Source organism: Sinobaca qinghaiensis, from assembly GCF_003610495.1.
In the GTDB taxonomy this organism is placed as follows: Bacteria; Bacillota; Bacilli; order Bacillales; family Marinococcaceae; genus Sinobaca; species Sinobaca qinghaiensis.
Genome location: NZ_RAPK01000001.1, coordinates 24,261 through 43,416, shown reverse-complemented (window position 1 = coordinate 43,416; position 19,156 = coordinate 24,261). Strand labels below are relative to the sequence as shown.

22 protein-coding genes, 2 rRNA genes and 1 other annotated feature are annotated in these 19,156 nt (G+C 45.4%); of the genes, 23 read left to right on the top strand and 1 reads right to left on the bottom strand.

Features of this window, described 5'->3' with window-relative positions; genetic code table 11:
• The 11 genes from ATL39_RS00240 to rsmI all read left to right on the top strand — a co-directional run.
• Positions 1-139 (top strand): 23S ribosomal RNA (locus ATL39_RS00240); the annotation flags it as partial.
• 62 nt (positions 140-201) lie between these two features.
• Positions 202-318, top strand: a 5S ribosomal RNA gene (rrf, locus tag ATL39_RS00235).
• 96 nt (positions 319-414) lie between these two features.
• The gene (locus ATL39_RS00230) at positions 415-1,875 is read left to right on the top strand and encodes an aminotransferase class I/II-fold pyridoxal phosphate-dependent enzyme (RefSeq protein WP_120191272.1); all 1,461 of its coding nucleotides are present in this window, start codon (positions 415-417) and stop codon (positions 1,873-1,875) included.
• Positions 1,865-2,506: a dTMP kinase gene (tmk, locus tag ATL39_RS00225; protein WP_120191271.1), complete on the top strand. Its 642-nt coding sequence runs from the start codon at positions 1,865-1,867 to the stop codon at positions 2,504-2,506. Before ATL39_RS00230 ends, tmk begins: the two co-directional genes overlap by 11 nt.
• A gap of 92 nt (positions 2,507-2,598) precedes the next feature.
• A complete protein-coding gene (locus tag ATL39_RS00220; RefSeq protein WP_120191270.1) occupies positions 2,599-2,928 on the top strand; it encodes a cyclic-di-AMP receptor in 330 nt (109 codons plus the stop codon).
• A gap of 15 nt (positions 2,929-2,943) precedes the next feature.
• Positions 2,944-3,930, top strand: coding sequence for a DNA polymerase III subunit delta' (holB, locus tag ATL39_RS00215; RefSeq protein ID WP_120191269.1), 987 nt, complete (start codon positions 2,944-2,946; stop codon positions 3,928-3,930).
• Between the two features lie 2 nt (positions 3,931-3,932).
• A complete protein-coding gene (locus tag ATL39_RS00210) occupies positions 3,933-4,748 on the top strand; it encodes a PSP1 domain-containing protein (protein WP_120191268.1) in 816 nt (271 codons plus the stop codon).
• A 31-nt stretch (positions 4,749-4,779) separates the two neighbouring features.
• Complete coding sequence (gene yabA / locus ATL39_RS00205) at positions 4,780-5,133, top strand: DNA replication initiation control protein YabA (RefSeq protein ID WP_120191267.1); 354 nt, start codon at positions 4,780-4,782, stop codon at positions 5,131-5,133.
• Positions 5,134-5,232: 99 nt separating this feature from the next.
• Positions 5,233-5,961 (top strand): tRNA1(Val) (adenine(37)-N6)-methyltransferase, encoded by a 729-nt coding sequence (locus tag ATL39_RS00200; protein ID WP_245960884.1) that lies wholly within the window; start codon positions 5,233-5,235, stop codon positions 5,959-5,961.
• Positions 5,945-6,232, top strand: a complete 288-nt coding sequence (locus ATL39_RS00195) for a GIY-YIG nuclease family protein (RefSeq protein ID WP_425452947.1) — start codon at positions 5,945-5,947, stop codon at positions 6,230-6,232. Before ATL39_RS00200 ends, ATL39_RS00195 begins: the two co-directional genes overlap by 17 nt.
• Positions 6,216-7,088 (top strand): 16S rRNA (cytidine(1402)-2'-O)-methyltransferase, encoded by an 873-nt coding sequence (rsmI, locus tag ATL39_RS00190; RefSeq protein ID WP_120191266.1) that lies wholly within the window; start codon positions 6,216-6,218, stop codon positions 7,086-7,088. The genes ATL39_RS00195 and rsmI overlap by 17 nt, the downstream gene beginning before the upstream one ends.
• Positions 7,089-7,151: 63 nt before the next feature.
• Here rsmI and ATL39_RS00185 read toward each other — a convergent pair whose 3' ends face one another.
• Positions 7,152-7,445 (bottom strand): transition state genes transcriptional regulator AbrB, encoded by a 294-nt coding sequence (locus tag ATL39_RS00185; protein WP_120191265.1) that lies wholly within the window; start codon positions 7,443-7,445, stop codon positions 7,152-7,154.
• A 369-nt stretch (positions 7,446-7,814) separates the two neighbouring features.
• Positions 7,815-8,074, top strand: a binding site (T-box leader).
• Positions 8,075-8,133: 59 nt separating this feature from the next.
• Here ATL39_RS00185 and metG point away from each other — a divergent pair.
• From metG to ATL39_RS00125, 12 genes are all read left to right on the top strand, one after another.
• Positions 8,134-10,131, top strand: a complete 1,998-nt coding sequence (metG, locus tag ATL39_RS00180; RefSeq protein WP_120191264.1) for a methionine--tRNA ligase — start codon at positions 8,134-8,136, stop codon at positions 10,129-10,131.
• A 54-nt stretch (positions 10,132-10,185) separates the two neighbouring features.
• Positions 10,186-10,959, top strand: coding sequence for a TatD family hydrolase (locus ATL39_RS00175; RefSeq protein WP_120191263.1), 774 nt, complete (start codon positions 10,186-10,188; stop codon positions 10,957-10,959).
• A complete protein-coding gene (gene rnmV / locus ATL39_RS00170; protein WP_120191262.1) occupies positions 10,960-11,532 on the top strand; it encodes a ribonuclease M5 in 573 nt (190 codons plus the stop codon).
• Positions 11,525-12,418 carry a 16S rRNA (adenine(1518)-N(6)/adenine(1519)-N(6))-dimethyltransferase RsmA gene (gene rsmA, locus ATL39_RS00165; protein ID WP_120191261.1) on the top strand — a complete coding sequence of 298 codons (894 nt, stop codon included), beginning with the start codon at positions 11,525-11,527 and terminating at the stop codon, positions 12,416-12,418. The genes rnmV and rsmA overlap by 8 nt, the downstream gene beginning before the upstream one ends.
• A gap of 170 nt (positions 12,419-12,588) precedes the next feature.
• Entirely contained in the window at positions 12,589-12,849 is a 261-nt protein-coding gene (locus tag ATL39_RS00160; protein ID WP_120191260.1) for a Veg family protein, read from the top strand.
• Positions 12,850-13,111: 262 nt separating this feature from the next.
• Positions 13,112-13,972, top strand: coding sequence for a 4-(cytidine 5'-diphospho)-2-C-methyl-D-erythritol kinase (gene ispE, locus ATL39_RS00155; protein ID WP_120191259.1), 861 nt, complete (start codon positions 13,112-13,114; stop codon positions 13,970-13,972).
• 68 nt (positions 13,973-14,040) lie between these two features.
• Entirely contained in the window at positions 14,041-14,877 is an 837-nt protein-coding gene (gene purR, locus ATL39_RS00150) for a pur operon repressor (protein WP_120191258.1), read from the top strand.
• Between the two features lie 3 nt (positions 14,878-14,880).
• Positions 14,881-15,258 (top strand): RidA family protein, encoded by a 378-nt coding sequence (locus tag ATL39_RS00145; protein ID WP_120191257.1) that lies wholly within the window; start codon positions 14,881-14,883, stop codon positions 15,256-15,258.
• A 156-nt stretch (positions 15,259-15,414) separates the two neighbouring features.
• Complete coding sequence (spoVG, locus tag ATL39_RS00140; protein WP_120191256.1) at positions 15,415-15,714, top strand: septation regulator SpoVG; 300 nt, start codon at positions 15,415-15,417, stop codon at positions 15,712-15,714.
• A gap of 184 nt (positions 15,715-15,898) precedes the next feature.
• On the top strand, positions 15,899-17,257 hold the full coding sequence (gene glmU / locus ATL39_RS00135) for a bifunctional UDP-N-acetylglucosamine diphosphorylase/glucosamine-1-phosphate N-acetyltransferase GlmU (RefSeq protein WP_120191255.1): 1,359 nt from the start codon (positions 15,899-15,901) through the stop codon (positions 17,255-17,257).
• Positions 17,258-17,304: 47 nt separating this feature from the next.
• Complete coding sequence (locus tag ATL39_RS00130; RefSeq protein ID WP_120191254.1) at positions 17,305-18,255, top strand: ribose-phosphate diphosphokinase; 951 nt, start codon at positions 17,305-17,307, stop codon at positions 18,253-18,255.
• Between the two features lie 112 nt (positions 18,256-18,367).
• Positions 18,368-19,021: a 50S ribosomal protein L25/general stress protein Ctc gene (locus tag ATL39_RS00125; protein ID WP_120191253.1), complete on the top strand. Its 654-nt coding sequence runs from the start codon at positions 18,368-18,370 to the stop codon at positions 19,019-19,021.
• The last annotated feature ends 135 nt before the right edge of the window (positions 19,022-19,156 follow it).

Here is a 19,156-nt window from a genome sequence, read left to right as displayed (position 1 = left end):
ATGAAGCCCCCCTCGAGATGAGATTTCCCATCACGCAAGTGAGTAAGATCCCTTGGAGATGACAAGGTAGATAGGTCTGAGGTGGACGTGCGGCGACGCATGCAGCTGACAGATACTAATCGATCGAGGACTTATCCAAATACTTTTTCCATTTCGGATGTCGCTATCCAGTTTTGAAGGAACCACCGGTTCCCGATGTTGTCCGGTGACAACGGCCAAGAGGTCCCACCCGTTCCCATGCCGAACACGGAAGTTAAGCTCTTGTGCGCCGATGATAATTGGGGGGCGACCCCCTGTGAAAGTAGGACGTTGCCGGGCTACTGCAAGCACTTTTCCCTTAAAGGGAAGGGTGCTTTTTCTATATGTTTTTGTTTCACGTGAAACATTCTTAAATGAAAAGAGGAAATCTATATTATGGTCCCGAATACGCCTTTATTAGATGCTCTGCTTGCCCATCATCAAAAAAAACCTGTTTCTTTTCACGTACCGGGCCATAAGAATGGCCGTATTGTTCCTTATGCCAAAGAAACAATATTTACTTCAATCCTCAACTATGACTTTACGGAACTTCCGGGTCTTGATGATCTGCATGCACCAGAGGGTGTGATTCAGGAAGCGCAGAACCTGGCTTCTTCTTTTTATCAATCCGGCCATACCTTTTTTTTAACAGGCGGATCCACCTCAGGCAATCAGGCAATGATATTTAGCGCATTTGAAAAAGGTGCTGCCGTTTTTGTACAGCGGGATGCGCACGTGTCAGTAATAAATGGTATCCGCCTGGCCGGATTGAAGCCTATTTTTTTAATGCCTGCTGTTGAAAAAACAACAGGACTCTCTTTGGGTCTGGAAATTCAAACAGTGAAGCGGGCTTATCACCTTTATCCGGAAGCAGAGGGAATTGTTTTAACATCGCCTTCCTATTTTGGCGTTTCTTCTTCTCTGCGTGAGCTTATTTCTTTCGTTCATGATAAGGGAGGACTTGTATTAGTCGATGAAGCACACGGTGCCCACTTTGCGGTGAACGAATACTTTCCAGTATCCAGTCTTGCTGAGGGGGCAGACGCTGTTGTACATTCTGCTCATAAGACGCTTCCTGCCATGACGATGGGTGCTTATCTACACATAGGTTCCAACAGTCGTATATCCTTTGAGGCAGTACAGGCTGCCTGTGCGGTTTTTCAATCAAGCAGCCCCTCTTACCCTATTATGGCTTCTTTGGATGCAGCCAGGCAGTATGCTGTTGATCAGCAGCAGGTTTCTACGGAACAGTGGAAGCAGTACTTTATCCAGGTTAAAGAGGACATACAGAATATTGGTTTTGAATTGTATACTCCCCCTTCGCCTTATCATAAAGATCCATTAAAGTGTATTATTAGAACACCGGCAGGCTATACCGGCTGGGAGCTTGCTTCTTTATTGGAAGAGGAAGGATTGTACCCTGAACTTGCTACTATGAAAACGGTTCTGCTTATTCTTCCGCTCGAACGTACGAATTGGCCGGAAGAATGGAAGAACAGGGCTTCAAAAGCTCTGAAAAGGCTACAGCAGAAAAGCCCGTCAAAGCAGCGTTCTTCTACTGTTCCTTTATCACCGTTTTTAGAGAAATCTATCACTGAAGGTCAGGTTCTTCCGGCTGTTTTTCGCGGGAAGCGACAGAACAAGATACTGGCAGAAGCAAAATCCTGCACGGCGGCATCTGATATTATTCCTTATCCGCCGGGAGTTCCTCTATTTTTTAAAGGAGAGGTACTGGAAGGCGGCCGATGGGATTTTCTAAACGAATGGATTCATCAGGGGGGCCGCGTGCAGGGTATATACCAGCATCAGGGCTTCTGGAAGGTTAAAACAATTATGGAGGATACATATGACTTATAAAGGCCGGTTTATCACGTTAGAAGGCGGAGAAGGCTCCGGAAAGACAACAGCAATGCATGAACTGGAACAATTTTTAAAACAGGCAGGAAAAGATGTGGTTGTGACAAGAGAACCAGGCGGGATCGCTATCGCTGAAAAAATCAGGGCTGTCATTTTAGATCCGGGGCATCAGGAGATGGACGCCAGAACAGAAGCTCTTTTGTATGCTGCTGCGAGAAGGCAGCATCTGGTGGAAAAGGTTCTTCCTGCGCTGCAGCAGGGGAGTATTGTTTTATGTGATCGTTTTGTTGACAGCAGCCTGGCTTATCAAGGAGCTGCCCGTGGACTAGGCATAGACGCTGTTTATCGTATCAATGCTTTTGCAATTGAGGACTGTATGCCGGACTTAACCCTGTTTTTCGATATATCACCGGAGAACGGCATGGCCCGCATCCTGCAAAATCAGGATAGAGAGTTTAATCGCCTTGATGGAGAAGCGATGTCGTTTCACCATTCTGTGTATCATGCCTATCATCAGCTGATGGAACGATTTCCGGACCGTATAGTGCGGGTTAATGCCGATCAGCCCAGAGAAGAGGTTATAGAGGAGGCTGTGCAGATTATTCAGGCCAGACTGTTTGATCAAGCGTAACAGCCCCGGATTTCCTGCTTGCGATTTTTGGGATTTCCAGTAATATTAAAGAAAACATACTTATATTATCCTATAGAAAGAGGGGGATCAGCGTGAAGTTAATCGTGGCTGTAGTTCAGGATAAAGACAGCAATAGACTTTCCAACGCCCTGGTAGAACGCGATTTTCAGGCGACAAAACTTGCCAGCACCGGTGGATTTTTAAAAGCAGGCAGTACGACATTCCTCATAGGCATAAAAGATGAAGAGACAGATGCTGTCCTTGAAATAATAAAAAATCACTGCAAATCACGGGATCAGCTTGTAGCACCCGTTTCTCCGATGGGAGGCAATGCCGATTCCTATGTACCCTACCCAGTAGAAGTGCAGGTGGGCGGCGCTACGGTATTTATTATGGATGTAGAACGATTTGAGAAGTTTTAAGGCAGGCGTTAATTAATGAAATGGACGGAAATGGAAGTGGAGCAGCCCACAGTAATGACCATGCTGCGGCAGGCTGTCAAAAAAGACAGGCTGTCGCATGCTTATATTTTTGAAGGCATGCACGGAAGTAGAAAAGAAGAGGCGGCCCTTCTGATGGCACAAAGTATTTTTTGTGCCAGGCAGACTGAAGGCCGTCCCTGTGAATCCTGTGTGGAGTGCAAGCGGATTGCGCATGGAAACCACCCCGACGTTATGTTTTTGCATCCGGATGGAGACTCTATTAAAAAAGCCCAGGTGGAAGCTCTTCAAAAAGAGTTTACGTATAAAGGGATGGAAGCAGGAACAAAAGTTTATCTTGTTCACCAGGCTGATACGATGACTGCCAGTGCCGGTAACAGCCTTCTTAAATTCTTAGAAGAACCTGCGAGTCCAACGATGGCGGTTTTGTTAACAGAAAATGCCCATTTTCTGCTTCCGACCATCCAATCAAGAGCACAGCGGATCAGCTTTGCTCCGCCGCTTCTTTCTACAAGAACCGCTTATTTTCAAGAGCAGGGAATGAGTCCGGCCAGTGCCGGCCTGCTGGCACGGCTTCCTGATGAAACCCTTGCCAATTACGAGGAAGAGAGCAAAGAGTGGATTGTACAGGGGCGGGCTCTAGTGATACAATTAATAAGCGAGGTACAGCAAAGGCCTCAGCAGGCATTACTAACATTACAGGAAAAGTGGCTCGTTCATTTTAAAGATAGAAAAGAGCTGGACATTGGCCTGGATCTTCTGCTTTTTTGGTACCGTGATCTACTCTCTGTTCAGAAAGCAGGCGGAGAATTTGCTTATCCCGATCAAATGCAAAAGCTTGAATCACAAGCCCTTTCTATAACAGAACAAGAGATTGCTGCATCGATGCAGTTTATCCTGGACGCAAAACGACGTCTTCGTGCTAATGTAAATAACCAGCTTCTGATGGAGCAGTTAGTGCTTCATTTACAGGAGGGATCATAGCCTTGCATGACGTAGTAGGAGTCAGGTTTAAGAAAGCAGGCAAGATATATTACTTTTCACCAGGTGAGTTAACGATTCCCGCCGAGGAATGGATTGTTGTAGAAACCGCCCGGGGTGTGGAATATGGGAAAGTAGTCATTGGCAATAAACAGGTTAATGAAGACGATGTCGTGCTGCCTTTGAAAAAGGTGCTGCGTATCGCAGACAGCAAAGATAAAAAAGCCATGGAAGAAAATAAAACATTGTCGGAGAAGGCATTCGCCACCTGTGCGGCAAAAATTGCTGAACACAGCTTAGATATGAAGCTCGTCAATGTAGAATATACTTTTGACCGCAATAAAGTGCTTTTTTACTTTACAGCGGACGGCCGCATCGATTTCAGAAATTTAGTAAAGGATTTAGCTTCAGTGTTCCGGACCCGCATTGAACTTCGGCAGATCGGTGTACGAGATGAAGCCAAAATGCTTGGAGGTATCGGTCCCTGCGGACGGGTGCTCTGCTGTTCCACTTTTCTCGGCGATTTTGAACCGGTCTCCATTAAAATGGCCAAAGACCAAAATCTTTCATTAAACCCGGCCAAAATTTCCGGACTGTGCGGACGCTTAATGTGCTGTCTTAAATATGAGAACGATCATTATGAGCAGGCGAAAAAAGATCTGCCTGACATTGGGCAGAAAATTGAAACACCGGAAGGCCGTGGAAAAGTAGCCGGAATTAACATACTGGAGCGCCTGGTACAGGTTCATATTGCAGAACATGAAAATGCGCTGGAATACAGCCTGGATGAATTAATGGAGCAGGGATTCATTACTCGCTGATAGCATACGGAAAATTGGGGTGGGGAGGAACGTGGAGAAACGAGAAATATTTTCGCAGGTCATTCATATGGAAGAACGAATTGGCGCTTTACATGATGAGCTGGGAGAATTAAAAGAACAGCTGGCTATGCTGATTGAGGAAAATCAAGCCCTTTCTCTGGAAAATCAGCATCTGCGTAAACGTTTGGACGTAAAAGAAGAAGCCAGACTGGAAATGGAAAAGCTTCAGGTAAACAAAAAACCGAAGCGTACAAGTGTAGGCGAGGGATACGATAACCTGGCCCGCCTTTATCACGAAGGTTTTCATATCTGCAACATGCATTATGGAAGCCTTCGTACAGATGGCGATTGTTTATTCTGCTTATCCTTTCTCCAGCAAAAATAAAGAACAGGCTGTCTAAAAGTGATTTTTCACTCTTTGGGCAGTCTTTTTGTGTAAATAGATGACAGCCGGCAGTTTATTGGAATAAGGGAGTGGCAGCACGTGACAGACCAGAACGAACGAATTGATTACATAACAAAAAACCTGCAGATTATTCAAAGTGAGGACGTGTTTTCGTTTTCCATGGACGCCGTACTACTGGCGAGGTTTGCCTGGGTACCTATCACGCAGGGCAGTATTGTTGACCTGTGCAGCGGCAACGGAGTAATTCCTCTCGTATTATCAACAAGAAGCCGGGTGCCTATTACAGGGGTAGAAATCCAGCCTCGTTTAAAAGATATGGCTGATCGGAGTATACACCTCAATCATCTCTCCGCCCAAATTCAGTGCATCGAAGCAGATGTACGGGAAACAACTGCCCCGCCGGCCCAGGCTGATCTGGTAACCTGCAACCCGCCGTACTTTGCTGCAGCCGGAGAAACGGAGTACCATAACAATCCTCATTTTGACGCCGCCCGCCATGAACGAAACGGCACTCTGCAGGATATCGTGAAAGCTGCTTCCCGTATGGTCAAGCAGAAAGGAAAAGTAGCAATGGTCCTTCGCCCGGAGCGCTTTTTGGAATTAGTGCATCTCTATCAACAGTATGGTATTGAACCAAAACGGGCGAAATGGATCCATCCCCTGGCGGACCGCCCGGCAAATATTCTGCTGCTTGAAGGAATAAAAGCCGGCCGGCCGGGTTTGACAATAGAACCCCCTTTGATTGTTTACGATGATCAGAGACAATATACAAAGGAGTTTCAGAGATATTATGAAGGAAGCGATTAAGCAGCATTATGTATATATTCTTCGCTGCGCCGACCATACCTTGTATACCGGATACACCGACAATGTAGAAAAAAGAATAGCGGCCCACGCAGCGGGAAAGGGTGCGAAGTATACGAGAGGACGGGGACCTCTTGTTTTAATGCATCAGGAAGCATATTTGACCAAGCGGGAAGCACTGCAGAGGGAACGGGAAATTAAATCCTGGAACCGGGAGAAAAAAGAAATGTTGATTCAAAACAACAGAGGAGGCAGGCATGAAACAACAACATAGTTTTGCACAGGAAGGCGGAAGCCTGTATTTGGTTGCCACCCCGATAGGGAATTTAGAAGACATGACGTGGCGGGCCGTCCGGATTTTAAAGGAGGCGGATGTTATCTTTGCGGAGGATACGAGACAAACCAAAAAGCTCTGCTCGCATTTCGATATCCATACTCCTATGAACAGCTACCATGAGCATAACAAGCAGTACAAGGGAGAAGCTATTCTGCAGGCGCTTCATGAACAAAAAGTGGTAGCGTTAGTAAGTGATGCAGGTATGCCGCTTGTTTCCGACCCGGGTCTGGAAATTGTAAAGCAGTGTGTGGACCTCGATATACCTGTTATTCCCCTTCCCGGAGCGAATGCGGTTCTGCCTGCACTGGCTGCATCGGGGCTTGCTGCCCAGGGATTTTACTTTTACGGATTTCTGCCAAGAAAAAAGAAAGATCGTCTCGAAGAACTGAACCGGCTTTCTGAAGTTGGGGCGCCGCTGATTTTTTACGAAGCTCCCCATCGTTTGAAAGACATGCTTAAAGATATGAGCAGCGTGTGGGGAGACCGCCAGGCTTCTCTCGGAAGAGAGCTGACCAAACGCTTTGAAGAATTTACACGCGGGCGTATATCGGAACTGGCTGATTATGCTGCTTCCCATCATATAAAAGGAGAATGTTCACTCGTAGTGGAAGCAGGAAGCGGAGACCTTGTGAAAAAAAACGACTGGTGGGAAGAATACAGCCTGCAAAGCCATGTGCATTATTATATAAAAGAAGGAATGACATCAAAAGAGGCGATTAAACAGGCCGCTGTCGACCGGGATATTCCCAAGCGTGAAGTATATGCGGCCTATCACGAAATTCAGGGAGAATAAATAATCATTTCTTTCAAAAAAAAAAGCGGCATCCTTTTGGATGCCGCTGCTTTATTTGGCTTTTTAGGCGTTCGTCTTATGCTTGCTTGTATAGCTTTGAAGATCTTTCATAATTTCCTCTGCGCCTTCCGGGGAGAGAATAATTTTACCGCCGGCAAGAGAGACGTTATCATCTGATACTTCACCGGTAACCTGACAGGTCATGTTCGGCTTGTATTTTTTCAAAATAATGCGGTCATGATCCACATAGATTTCCAGCGCATCTTTTTCTGCAATTTCCAATGTGCGGCGAAGTTCTATAGGAATAACCACTCGTCCTAATTCGTCTACCTTACGTACAATACCTGTTGATTTCATAATGTTCGTCCTCCTAGGATTGAAATCTTTTTATGTCATCTTTCGACATTTTTCTCTATTTGTAACCTAAGAATACCAATGTTTAGAAACCAAGTCAAATATTTTTTACTTTACATTATTGTAATATATAGAAATTTTTTCATATTCATAAAATACTACTGCATCAGTATTTAAATCAGTATTAATGAAATATATTTAGTTTTCTCCCCTGGTGTAATTTCCATTTACATATCCAATATAAGGATAAAAAAGAAATGATTTTATTTAAATTTGTCGAAAAAAGTCGAATTAAATTACGGCGACCAGGATATTGACAGTGAAGGCGTTCCCCGATATATTTATTGTTGATATCCAGTAAAATATGAATACTGTTTTCCTGTGAAAGGATAAGTACAAAAGGACGCTGTAACAGAGAGCCGGGAATGCTGAAAACCGGTACAGCTGGAATTTTCGAAAATGGTCCGGGAGGAGTTTTCTCTTGAGTTTGCATAAAACAAAAGAGAAACGTATGTCTGCGTTAAAGATGAGCGCTGTTTTCTGCTGAAGCAGTCCGCAGAAGCGCACCGAGCCCAGGCAGACTGCCGGGGAAATTTGGGTGGTACCGCGTGAGTAAAACTCTCGTCCCTTTGCAGGATGAGGGTTTATTTTATTTTATATAAAGAAGTTTTTCTATTGAGGAGGCCCCACGATGACAGAGAATGAGAAGACGTTTTACCTGACAACGCCTATTTATTATCCAAGCGCCAAGCTTCATATCGGCCACGCCTACACGACAGTTGCCGGGGATGCTATGGCCCGTTATAAGCGGCTGCGCGGGTATAACGTACGCTATTTAACGGGCACCGATGAACACGGCCAGAAAATTGAGCGCAAGGCCGAAGAAAAAGGTGTTTCCCCGCAGGAATTTGTTGATGAAGTAGTGACAGGTATTAAAGACCTCTGGGAAAAGCTTGATATTTCCTATGATGATTTTATCCGGACTACGGAATCAAGGCATAAAGAAGTAGTTCAGAAAATCTTTGAAACGCTGAAGGCAAACGGCGATATTTATCTGGACGAATATGAAGGCTGGTATTCGGTACCCGACGAAACGTTCTATACCGAAAGACAGCTTGATGATCCTATATATGAAAACGAAAAAATTGTCGGCGGCAAAAGCCCTGACAGCGGCCACGCCGTAGAATGGGTGAGGGAACGCTCCTACTTTTTCCGGATGAGCCGATACGCCGACCGGCTTTTAAAGTACTATGAGGAAAATCCTGAATTTATCCAGCCGGAGTCGCGGAAAAACGAAATGATTAATAACTTTATTAAACCGGGGCTAGAAGACCTCGCTGTTTCCCGTACCGCATTTAAATGGGGAATTCCGGTAGAAAGCGATCCGGAGCATGTCGTTTATGTATGGATAGATGCTTTATCCAACTATATTACATCGCTTGGCTACAGTACGGATCAGGACGTGGATTACCAGAAATTCTGGCCGGCGGATGTGCATATTGTCGGGAAAGAAATCGTACGTTTTCATACGATATACTGGCCGATTATGCTGATGGCACTTGATCTGCCGCTTCCAAAGAAAGTATTCGGCCACGGCTGGCTGTTGATGAAAGATGGAAAAATGTCGAAATCTAAAGGGAACGTTGTCGATCCGATTCCATTGATAGAGCGCTATGGACTGGATGCTCTCCGCTATTACCTGCTGCGTGAAGTGCCGTTTGGATCCGATGGTGTATTTACGCCGGAAGGCTTCGTAGACCGCATCAATTACGATTTGGCCAATGACCTGGGAAATCTTCTTAACCGTACCGTAGCTATGGTTAACAAATACAAAGGCGGAACGCTGCCGGCTTATTTAAAAGATGCAACGCCATTTGATGCTTCTCTTGTCGATCTTGTCGAAGCGACAGTGGTTAAAGTAGAAGACGCAATGGAGGATATGGAATTCTCTGTAGCCTTAACGGCCATCTGGCAGCTGGTAAGCCGCACGAATAAATATATCGATGAAACACAGCCATGGGTGCTCGCAAAAAACGAAGAACATGCTGAACAGCTTGGAGCGGTTCTTTATCATTTAGCAGAATCGCTTCGCCATATATCTATTATGATTCAGCCATTCATGACAAAAACACCGCAGAAAATGTGGGAACAGCTTGGCATTCAAAAAGAAGATACCACATGGGAATCCCTGCATAGTTTTGGTGTGCTTTCTGAAGGCACTACCGTTATCAAAAAGGGCACCCCGGTGTTTCCGAGACTCGATTATAAAGAAGAAGTGACCCACATTATTGAAGATATGGGGGGCGTAGCAAAAGAAGAAGAATCTGAACCGGGCGAGGAAGAAGAAACGCAGGAGAGCGAAAACAATGAAATTACAATAGATGAATTTCATAAAGTAGAGCTCAAAGTCGCTGAAGTAACAGCGGCCGAACCGGTGAAAAAAGCGGATAAGCTCTTAAAGATCCAGCTCGAACTGGGCGGAGAGTCAAGGCAGGTCGTATCTGGTATTGCCGAACATTATACACCTGAGGAACTCGTAGGGCGGAAAGTGATCTGTGTTACGAACCTAAAACCTGTGAAGCTTCGCGGCGAATGGTCGCAGGGGATGATTCTTGCTGCTTCCAAAGGAAAGAAACTGACGCTTGCCACTGTAGCGGATTCTCTTCCCAATGGTTCCGTCGTAAATTAAATCGAAGTGAAAAGGCAGGCTCCGGCCTGCCTTTTTTATAAGGAGGATACACGTATGCTGTTTGATACTCACGTGCATTTAAATGTAGAACAATTTGATGAAGATGTAGAAGAAGTGATAGAACGCGCAAAAAAAGCCGGCGTAGAATGGATGAATGTAATTGGTTTCGATCGTCCCACTATTAGAAGGGCGATTGAACTCGCAGAAACCTATGAATTTATTTATGCGACCGTCGGCTGGCACCCGGTAGATGCTATAGATATGACAGAGGAGGATCTGCGCTGGATTGAAGAGCTTGCTTCCCATCCTAAAGTGATTGCCCTTGGTGAAATGGGATTGGATTATCATTGGGATAAATCGCCGGCAGACATTCAAAAAGAAGTATTTCGAAAGCAGATCCGTCTCGCCCAGAAAGTAAATCTTCCGATTGTAATTCACGACCGCGAAGCTCATGAAGATGTCGTGGCGGTGCTGCAGGAAGAACAGGCAGAAAAAACCGGCGGCATTATGCACTGCTTCGGAGGCGATGCAGAAATGGCCGCCAAATGTCTGGAGATGAATTTTTATATTTCCTTTGGAGGACCGGTAACGTTCAAAAACGCCAAATTGCCAAAAGAAGTAGCGGCAGGCGTACCGATGGACCGGATTCTAATAGAAACAGACTGCCCGTTTCTGGCGCCGCACCCTTACCGGGGCAAGCGAAATGAGCCATCCTATGTCACGCTTATCGCAGATAAAATCGCTGAGCTTAAAGGGATGGAGCCTGAAGCGTTTTATGCCCGGACTACAGCTAATGCCAGACGCCTGTTTCGATTGGAAGACAAATAAATGCTTCGTATCAAAGAATGTATTGTCGTGGAAGGAAAAGATGATACAGCTGCTGTAAAACGAGCGGTTGAAGCTGACACCATTGAAACAAACGGCTCCGCGATTGGAGAATCCGTTCTGCAGCGTATAGAGCTGGCAAATGAACGTCGCGGCGTCATCATTTTTACGGATCCGGATACGCCGGGAGAACGAATCCGGCGTATCGTAAGTGAACGTGTTCCCGGCTGTAAACATGCCTTTATTACAAAAACAATGGCAGCCTCCAAATTTAAAGGCAGCCTCGGCATTGAACATGCTTCTCCGGAAGATATTCAGGCGGCGCTCTCTGCTGTGCGGGAGGACTACGGAAGCAGCCGGCCGGAAACGGATATTTCACATGGAGACCTTATTGCAGCCGGGCTTCTTGCCGGTCCTGATGCGAAAAGACGGCGGGAGAAAATGGGAGAAAAATTAAAAATCGGCTATGCGAATGGAAAACAATTTCAAAAGAGGCTGGTCATTTTTCAGATCCGGAAAGAAGAATTCGCCAAAGCAATGAAGGAAGTATTAGAGGAGGAAGATCGAGGTGTCTAAAGATATTGCCACACCTACACGAACAAAAGAAATACTGGAAAAGTACGGCTTCTCTTTTAAGAAGAGTCTCGGCCAGAACTTCTTAATAGACACAAATATCCTGCAGCATATTGTAAAGGCTTCGGGAATGGGTGAAGAGGATGCAGTCATAGAAATCGGGCCGGGGATTGGCGCACTTACAGAACAGCTTGCAAAAGCGGCCGGCCGGGTCGAAGCATTCGAAATTGACCGCCGTCTGCTGCCCATTTTAGCTGATACGTTAAAACCCTATCCTCATGTAACTGTACATCATCAGGATATTCTTCAGGCTGACCTGCGTCCACTGCTGGAAGAGCTCCGTATGTCCGGAAAAACAGCCGTAGTCGGCAATCTGCCGTATTATGTTACCACTCCTATTTTAATGGGGCTGCTGGAACAAAAGCTGCCGGTGGACCGGATTGTTATTATGATCCAAAAGGAAGTGGCTGAGCGGATAGCAGCCTCCCCGGGCTCCAAAGCGTATGGATCCCTTTCCATCGCGGCCCAGTATTATGCAGAGGTCACGCAGGAACTCGTAGTACCAAGAACGGTATTTATGCCAAAACCTAATGTGGATTCTGCCATCCTCCGGCTGGACGTGCGCAGCGAACCACCGGTGGAAGTAAGGGATGAAGCTTTCTTTTTCACACTGGTGCGCGGGGCATTTACCCAGCGCCGGAAGACGCTTTGGAATAATGTACAGAACAGCGTGATGAACAAAACGTATAAGGAAGAGCTTCAGAATCTTTTTTCCGAAATTGATATTGATCCCATCAGACGGGCAGAAACACTCTCTATAGAAGAGTTTGCCCTATTGAGCAACCGGATGTATCCAATGTGGAAGAACATGCAGGAAAAAGCGGAATAGAGGGCACGAGCCGCGTTTTAACCTGCAGAATGAAGCTGTATTTTCTTCTTTTTAATTCTTCAAATTAAATCGTTGACATGCTCCAGCCATCCTTGATATAATCATAAATTTACTTGACATAATCGTTCACTGGTGATACACTATTGTATGAGTGAGGTGGATCTTAGACAATGGGAAAAACACTGGTAGAAATTAAAGAGTCGCTAGATGCAAAGGTCGGTAAAAAAGTCACGGTTATTGCTAATGGAGGAAGAAAGAAAACGATTGAACGATCCGGTTTTCTGGAAGAAACATATCCTTCTGTTTTTATTGTGAAGCTTGACAAGGAAAAGCATCACGTGGAAAGAATTTCTTACAGTTACACAGATGTACTCACGAAAACCGTTCAGCTTTTTCTTCCAGAAGAAGAAGTATTAGTTGAAAAAATGTAATTGCAGCCTTCACCACATATGAATGAAAAGTGCGTCTCCTTATAATAAGGTGCGTACCAAAAGGCCCCGGCAGAAAAGATTTTTCTGTCAGAGCCTTTTTTTTGTACATAAAAATAATTCCGGCCTCAAAAAAGTCCTGCCTGATCTTCTGCGGGCGTAAACTGTACATACAGGATGTTTTCAACTAAAATATACAGAGATAATGATGCGGCAGATGCAAAGGCTGCTATCAGCGGCTGAAGACAGAGAAGGAGAATGTTAGGTGAAACGATCAATTAAAGCACCTGCGAAAATTAACTTGAGCCTGGATGTGCTTCATAAGCGCGAAGACGGGTTTCATGAAGTGGAAATGGTTATGGCCCAAGTGGATTTAGCAGATCGTCTGGATTTTACGCTGCGTACCGACGGTAAAATTACCGTAGAAATGTCTGAAGGCTTTCTTCCTGTGGATCACCGGAATTTTGCTTATCAGGCGGCGCGGCTTCTGCAGAAAAAGTATAAGGTAAAAAGCGGTCTTCATATTTATATACATAAATATATTCCCGTAGCGGCGGGACTTGCAGGAGGCAGCAGTGATGCAGCTGCTGCGCTTAAAGGTGCCAATGAAATGTGGGGGCTGGGTCTCTCTATAGAAGAACTTGCCGTTTATGCTGCAGAAATCGGTTCTGATGTGGCATTTTGTGTTTACGGGGGGACGGCACTGGCTACAGGCCGGGGTGAAAAAATCAGGCTCCTGCCGGCACCTCCTCCGTGCTGGGTGATTTTAGCAAAACCGCCTATTGGTGTATCAACAGGAGACATTTATAAAAAAGTAGACGCGGGGAAAAAACGAAAGCCTGCGAGCCCTGCTATTGTAAAAGCGCTTGAAGCCGGAAGCTTTACCGATGTGTGTGCCAACTTAAACAACGTGCTTGAAGAAGTGACGCTGCCCATGTATCCCGAGGTTACACGGATTAAAGAACGGATGCTTGATTCAGGTGCGGACGCCGCATTAATGAGCGGGAGCGGACCGACTGTGTTTGGCCTGATTGAAAAGGAAGCCAAGGTGCACCGTGTATATAATGCCCTTAGAGGGTTCTGCGACCAGGTTTATGCAGTACGGATGATTCGTCATGAGGAATAGGCTTGATTAAATCCGTATATTAATGATATATTTTGGGTATAATATTCGGATTTGATACGGAGGTTTACATGAAAAAATGGAAACGAAGCGGACGGCTTGTAGATATGACACATTTCTTAAAAGAACACCCTCACCAGCTCGTATCACTAAGTTATTTTTCAGATCGGTATGATTCAGCCAAGTCTTCTATCAGCGAAGACTTGACCATTGTCAAAGAGGTATTTGAAGAACAGGGGATTGGTTCCCTGCTCACAGTAGCCGGAGCGAGCGGCGGAGTGAAATACATACCAAAAATTCAGGGTGCGGAAGCAGCTGAACTGGTACAGAATATTTGCGAAAAACTTGAGGATAAAGAGCGCCTTCTTCCGGGCGGATATTTGTATATGATGGATATTCTCGGAAAGCCCCAGCTTATGAAAGAAATCGGGCGCCTGTTTGCTACAGTATTTGCAGGACAGAAAATTGACTCCGTGATGACAGTAGCAATGAAAGGGATTCCTCTTGCTTATGCCATTGCTTCCCATTTAAACGTGCCGGTAAGTGTAGTAAGGCGCGACCACCGGGTGACGGAAGGCTCTATGGTAAGTATTAACTATGTGTCCGGATCAGCTAAGCGTATACAGACGATGTCTCTGGCCAGGCGGAGCCTTCAGGAAGGCGCCCGGGTTCTAATTGTAGATGATTTCATGAAAGCGGGCGGAACTGCCCGGGGCATGATGGATCTGTTAAGTGAATTTAAAGCAGAGGTCGTCGGCATCGGCGTGCTTGTAGAAGCAGAAGACGTAGAAGAGCGTCTTGTTGATGATTATGTTTCCATTGCAAGGCTGGCGGATGTAAACAATCAGCAGAAGCAGGTAAAAGCAGAGCCCGGCAATATTATGAATAAATTAAAAATGGAGGAATAATACATGAAGAAAGTATTTACAAAAAATGCTCCCGAAGCTATCGGGCCGTATTCGCAGGGAATTATTGTGAACAATTTATTTTACAGCTCCGGACAGATCCCGCTTCAGGCAGACGGAGAACTGCTGGAAGGAAACGTGCAGGAGCAGACGCATCAGGTGTTTAAAAATCTGCAGGCGGTTCTGGCCGAAGCCGGTGCTTCTCTGGATACGGTTGTAAAAGCGACGGTATTTATTAAAAATATGGACGAATTTCCTTTGATTAATGAAGTGTACGGAGAGTACTTTAGTGAACATCAGCCTGCACGCTCCTGTGTAGAAGTAGCGAGGCTCCCTAAAGATGTACTGATCGAAATAGAAGTTATTGCGTTAGTTAATGCCTGAATAAACAGTGAAACAATGCCTTCGCCCTCTTTCTTGTTAAAAGAAAGAGGGCTTTTTTACCATCATTTTCTAAAAATTTAATTTTTTTAGAAGGACTCTCTTTTCTTTTGTTGAATGTAGCTGATATACATCTTAAACAAAAAGGGGGTGGAGCAGATGGAAGTAACCGATGTGAGGCTTCGCTGTGTGAAAACAGAGGGGCGCATGCGCGCTATTGCATCTATAACACTGGATGGGGAATTTGTGATCCATGATATACGGGTCATAGACGGCAACAATGGCTATTTTGTAGCAATGCCAAGCAAACGTACTCCCGATGGAGAATTCAGGGATATTGCCCACCCGATTTCTACAGGGGCACGGGAAAAAATACAGCAGGCGGTCCTGCAGGAGTACAGCCGCCAAAAAGAAATTGATTCAACGGAGTGGGAAAAAGAAGCCCAGACCCCGCTGTAACATGGTATACTTATTGAAGTAATGTACGGCTCTGCAGCAGGCAGGGTCGTTTTTTGTACGTAATCATCAGGGAATAAGGCAGAGAAAGCATTACAGAATAATGAGACTTTCTCCGCCTGTCTTGAAATAAAGCGCCTTTTAGGATATATTCGTTATGGAAAATCGGATACTTGGAGGATGAATAATGAATAAACGCTATGCTGTTATTTTAGCTGCCGGAAAAGGAACACGGATGAAATCGGAATTATATAAAGTGCTGCATCCTGTCTGCGGAAAACCAATGGTAGAACATGTAGTAGACCAGGTAGCCGAAACGGGCACAGAAAACATCGTTACGGTAACCGGTCACGGAGCGGAAATGGTGAAAGAGCATCTTGGAAACCGTTCGTCTTATGTGCTGCAGGAAGAGCAGCTGGGCACAGGCCATGCTGTTATGCAGGCAGAAGAGCTGCTGGGCAATAAAGAGGGCGTAACGATTGTGCTTTGCGGAGATACTCCGTTAATCAGCTCTGAAACGATGGAAGCGTTGTTTGCCCATCATCAGGAAACAGGCGCAAAAGCGACCGTATTAACAGCCGCTACAGAAAATCCGTCCGGGTACGGCCGTGTCGTTCGGGAAGAGGAAACTGGAAATGTACTGCGCGTCGTAGAACAAAAAGACGCTTCGAAAGCAGAGCTTGCAATTGGAGAAATCAATACCGGAACGTACTGCTTTGATAACGAAACGCTGTTCCGCGTCCTAAAACAGGTGGGCAATGATAACGTGCAGGGGGAATATTACCTTCCTGATGTAATCGGTATATTGAAAGAAGAAGGGGAAGTCGTATCTGCCTGGCAGACACCGGATTTCTCGGAAACTCTCGGTGTGAATGACCGAGTTGCCCTGGCGGAAGCAGAGCAGACCATGAAGCGTAGAATTAATACCTACTGGATGCGCCAGGGAGTTACATTTATTGATGATGCACAAACCTATGTTTCAGCAGACGCTGTCATCGGAAGAGACACCGTGCTGTACCCAGGAACGATCCTAAATGGCCATGTAACCATTGGAAGCAAATGTACAATCGGGCCCCACACAGAAATATCCGACAGCGCTGTAGGCAGCGAAACGGTAATCAGACATTCTGTGGTGTCCGAAAGTGAAGTGGGAAGCAGTGTCAATATCGGTCCATTTGCGCACATCCGCCCAGCCTCTGTTCTTGCAGACGAGGTGAAAGTAGGCAACTTCGTGGAAGTGAAGAAAGCCTCGTTCGGTAAAGGAAGCAAAGCTTCGCATTTAAGTTACATTGGCGACGCGGAAATCGGAAGCGGAGTAAACCTTGGCTGTGGCTCCATTACTGTCAATTACGATGGGAAAAAGAAATATTTGACGAAAGTGCAAGATGGGGCTTTTGTAGGCTGCAACGCCAACTTAATAGCACCTGTTACCATCGGTGAGAATGCGGTTATAGCAGCCGGTTCCACTATTACCGAAGATGTGCCGAGCCAGTCTCTTTCAATAGCTCGTTCCCGTCAGACAAACAAAGAAAATTATATAAAATAAGCAGCACAGGCCTGGATTTTAAAATGTTAACGGAGGGAAATTTACTAATGCCAACCTATGAAGATCCATATTTAAAGCTTTTTACCTTAAATTCCAACCCCGCTCTTGCTGAAGAAATCAGCAGAAAAATAGGGGTGCCGATGGGGAAAAGCTCTGTTAAGCGCTTCAGCGACGGAGAAGTGCAGATGAATATTGAAGAAAGCATCCGTGGATGCGATGTTTTCCTTGTTCAATCTACCTCTGACCCGGCTAACGAGCATCTTATGGAACTGCTTATTATGATTGATGCAATGAAGCGTGCTTCTGCGCATACGATAAATGTTGTCATTCCATATTATGGATATGCGCGCCAGGATCGCAAGGCGCGTTCAAGAGAACCTATTACCTCGAAGCTGGTAGCAAACCTTCTTGAAACAGCCGGCGCTACGCGCGTATTGAGTGTGGATCTTCACGCTACCCAAATTCAGGGTTTCTTTGATATTCCGGTCGATCAGCTGCTTGGAGAGCCGATTCTTTCCCATCATTTCGAGCAGAAAGGCCTTGAAGATGTTGTGATCGTATCGCCTGACCACGGCGGCGTAGTACGCGCCAGAAAAATGGCAGATCGAATGAAAGCACCGATTGCTATTATCGATAAGCGCCGTCCAAAGCCGAACGTCTCTGAAGTAATGAATATTGTAGGGGAAGTCCAGGGAAAAACAGCTATTATTATTGATGATATTATTGATACAGCGGGAACGATGACGCTGGCTGCAGATGCGCTGATCGAAGCAGGAGCTAAAGAAGTTTATGCATGCAGCACGCATCCTGTATTATCCGGACCGGCTATTGAGCGTATTGAGAATTCGCAGATAAAAGAACTTGTGGTAACAAATACTATCGTTCTTCCGGAAGAAAAGAAAATTGATAAAATTACACAGCTGTCAGTTGCTCCATTAATGGGTGAAGCGATTATACGCGTCCACGAACATGCATCTGTCAGCACATTATTTGAATAAGTATCCTGCGGGCAGGGACTTGCTTTTTCTAAAAAAGACTGGTATAATCTCGTCTCAAGTGGGTAAAAAATATTAACCCCTGCGAAGACAATCTAAATGAGGTGAAAGAAGCATGGCTACAGTACTAAAAGCCGAGAAGCGCACGGATCTCAGAACTTCTGAGAACAAATCATTGCGCCGCAACGGGCAGGTACCGGCCGTTCTTTACGGAAAGACAACCGAAAGCACAGCAGTTTCAGTGCATAGTGTTGGTTTTATAAAAACTATTCGTGAAGTAGGACGTAACGGTATCATCGATCTAGAAGTAGAAGGCGGAAAGAAACATCAGGTTATTGCACATGACGTGCAAATTGACCGCATCAAGGATCAGATTCTTCACATTGACTTCTTTGCAGTCGATATGAAATCTGAAATGGAAGCAGAAGTTTCCGTTAATCTTGTTGGAGAAGCACCAGGAGAAAAAGACGGCGGCGTTGTATCAAACCTATTGTTCACTTTGACAGTAAGTGCACTGCCAGCTGACATTCCTGAAGAAATCACTGTTGATATATCCGAGCTTAACATCGGTGACTCTATTTCTGTGGAAGATGTGCAGACATCCGGCAAATTTGAAATTATCAATGAGCCGACAGAAACAGTTGTTACAGTAGTAATGCCGGATATCGAAGAAGAGCCTGAGGAAGACGATGAAGAGCAGGAGCCGGAAGTAATCGGTGAAGAGAGCGACGATTCCGAAGGAACAGATGAAGAGAAGAAATCCGAATAATAAGCAGCAGTAAAAAGGTATAACCGTCACAGGTTATGCCTTTTTACCACTTGTTTTAATAAGAAAGGTGCAGACAGCGTTTAAGAGAACTTAGCCGCTGTCTGCGCTTTTCTGGACGCAGAATTGAAAGGAAGA

Excerpts from the sequence above, each read along its gene's own strand:
- ATL39_RS00230 (WP_120191272.1), top strand. The coding sequence starts at position 415 with ATGGTCCCGAATACGCCTTTATTAGATGCTCTGCTTGCCCATCATCAA.
- tmk (WP_120191271.1), top strand. The coding sequence starts at position 1,865 with ATGACTTATAAAGGCCGGTTTATCACGTTAGAAGGCGGAGAAGGCTCC.
- holB (WP_120191269.1), top strand. The coding sequence starts at position 2,944 with ATGAAATGGACGGAAATGGAAGTGGAGCAGCCCACAGTAATGACCATG.
- ATL39_RS00195 (WP_425452947.1), top strand. The coding sequence starts at position 5,945 with ATGAAGGAAGCGATTAAGCAGCATTATGTATATATTCTTCGCTGCGCC.
- rsmI (WP_120191266.1), top strand. The coding sequence starts at position 6,216 with ATGAAACAACAACATAGTTTTGCACAGGAAGGCGGAAGCCTGTATTTG.
- ATL39_RS00185 (WP_120191265.1), bottom strand. The coding sequence starts at position 7,445 with ATGAAATCAACAGGTATTGTACGTAAGGTAGACGAATTAGGACGAGTG.
- metG (WP_120191264.1), top strand. The coding sequence starts at position 8,134 with ATGACAGAGAATGAGAAGACGTTTTACCTGACAACGCCTATTTATTAT.
- ATL39_RS00175 (WP_120191263.1), top strand. The coding sequence starts at position 10,186 with ATGCTGTTTGATACTCACGTGCATTTAAATGTAGAACAATTTGATGAA.
- rnmV (WP_120191262.1), top strand. The coding sequence starts at position 10,960 with ATGCTTCGTATCAAAGAATGTATTGTCGTGGAAGGAAAAGATGATACA.
- ATL39_RS00160 (WP_120191260.1), top strand. The coding sequence starts at position 12,589 with ATGGGAAAAACACTGGTAGAAATTAAAGAGTCGCTAGATGCAAAGGTC.
- purR (WP_120191258.1), top strand. The coding sequence starts at position 14,041 with ATGAAAAAATGGAAACGAAGCGGACGGCTTGTAGATATGACACATTTC.
- ATL39_RS00145 (WP_120191257.1), top strand. The coding sequence starts at position 14,881 with ATGAAGAAAGTATTTACAAAAAATGCTCCCGAAGCTATCGGGCCGTAT.
- spoVG (WP_120191256.1), top strand. The coding sequence starts at position 15,415 with ATGGAAGTAACCGATGTGAGGCTTCGCTGTGTGAAAACAGAGGGGCGC.
- glmU (WP_120191255.1), top strand. The coding sequence starts at position 15,899 with ATGAATAAACGCTATGCTGTTATTTTAGCTGCCGGAAAAGGAACACGG.
- ATL39_RS00130 (WP_120191254.1), top strand. The coding sequence starts at position 17,305 with ATGCCAACCTATGAAGATCCATATTTAAAGCTTTTTACCTTAAATTCC.
- ATL39_RS00125 (WP_120191253.1), top strand. The coding sequence starts at position 18,368 with ATGGCTACAGTACTAAAAGCCGAGAAGCGCACGGATCTCAGAACTTCT.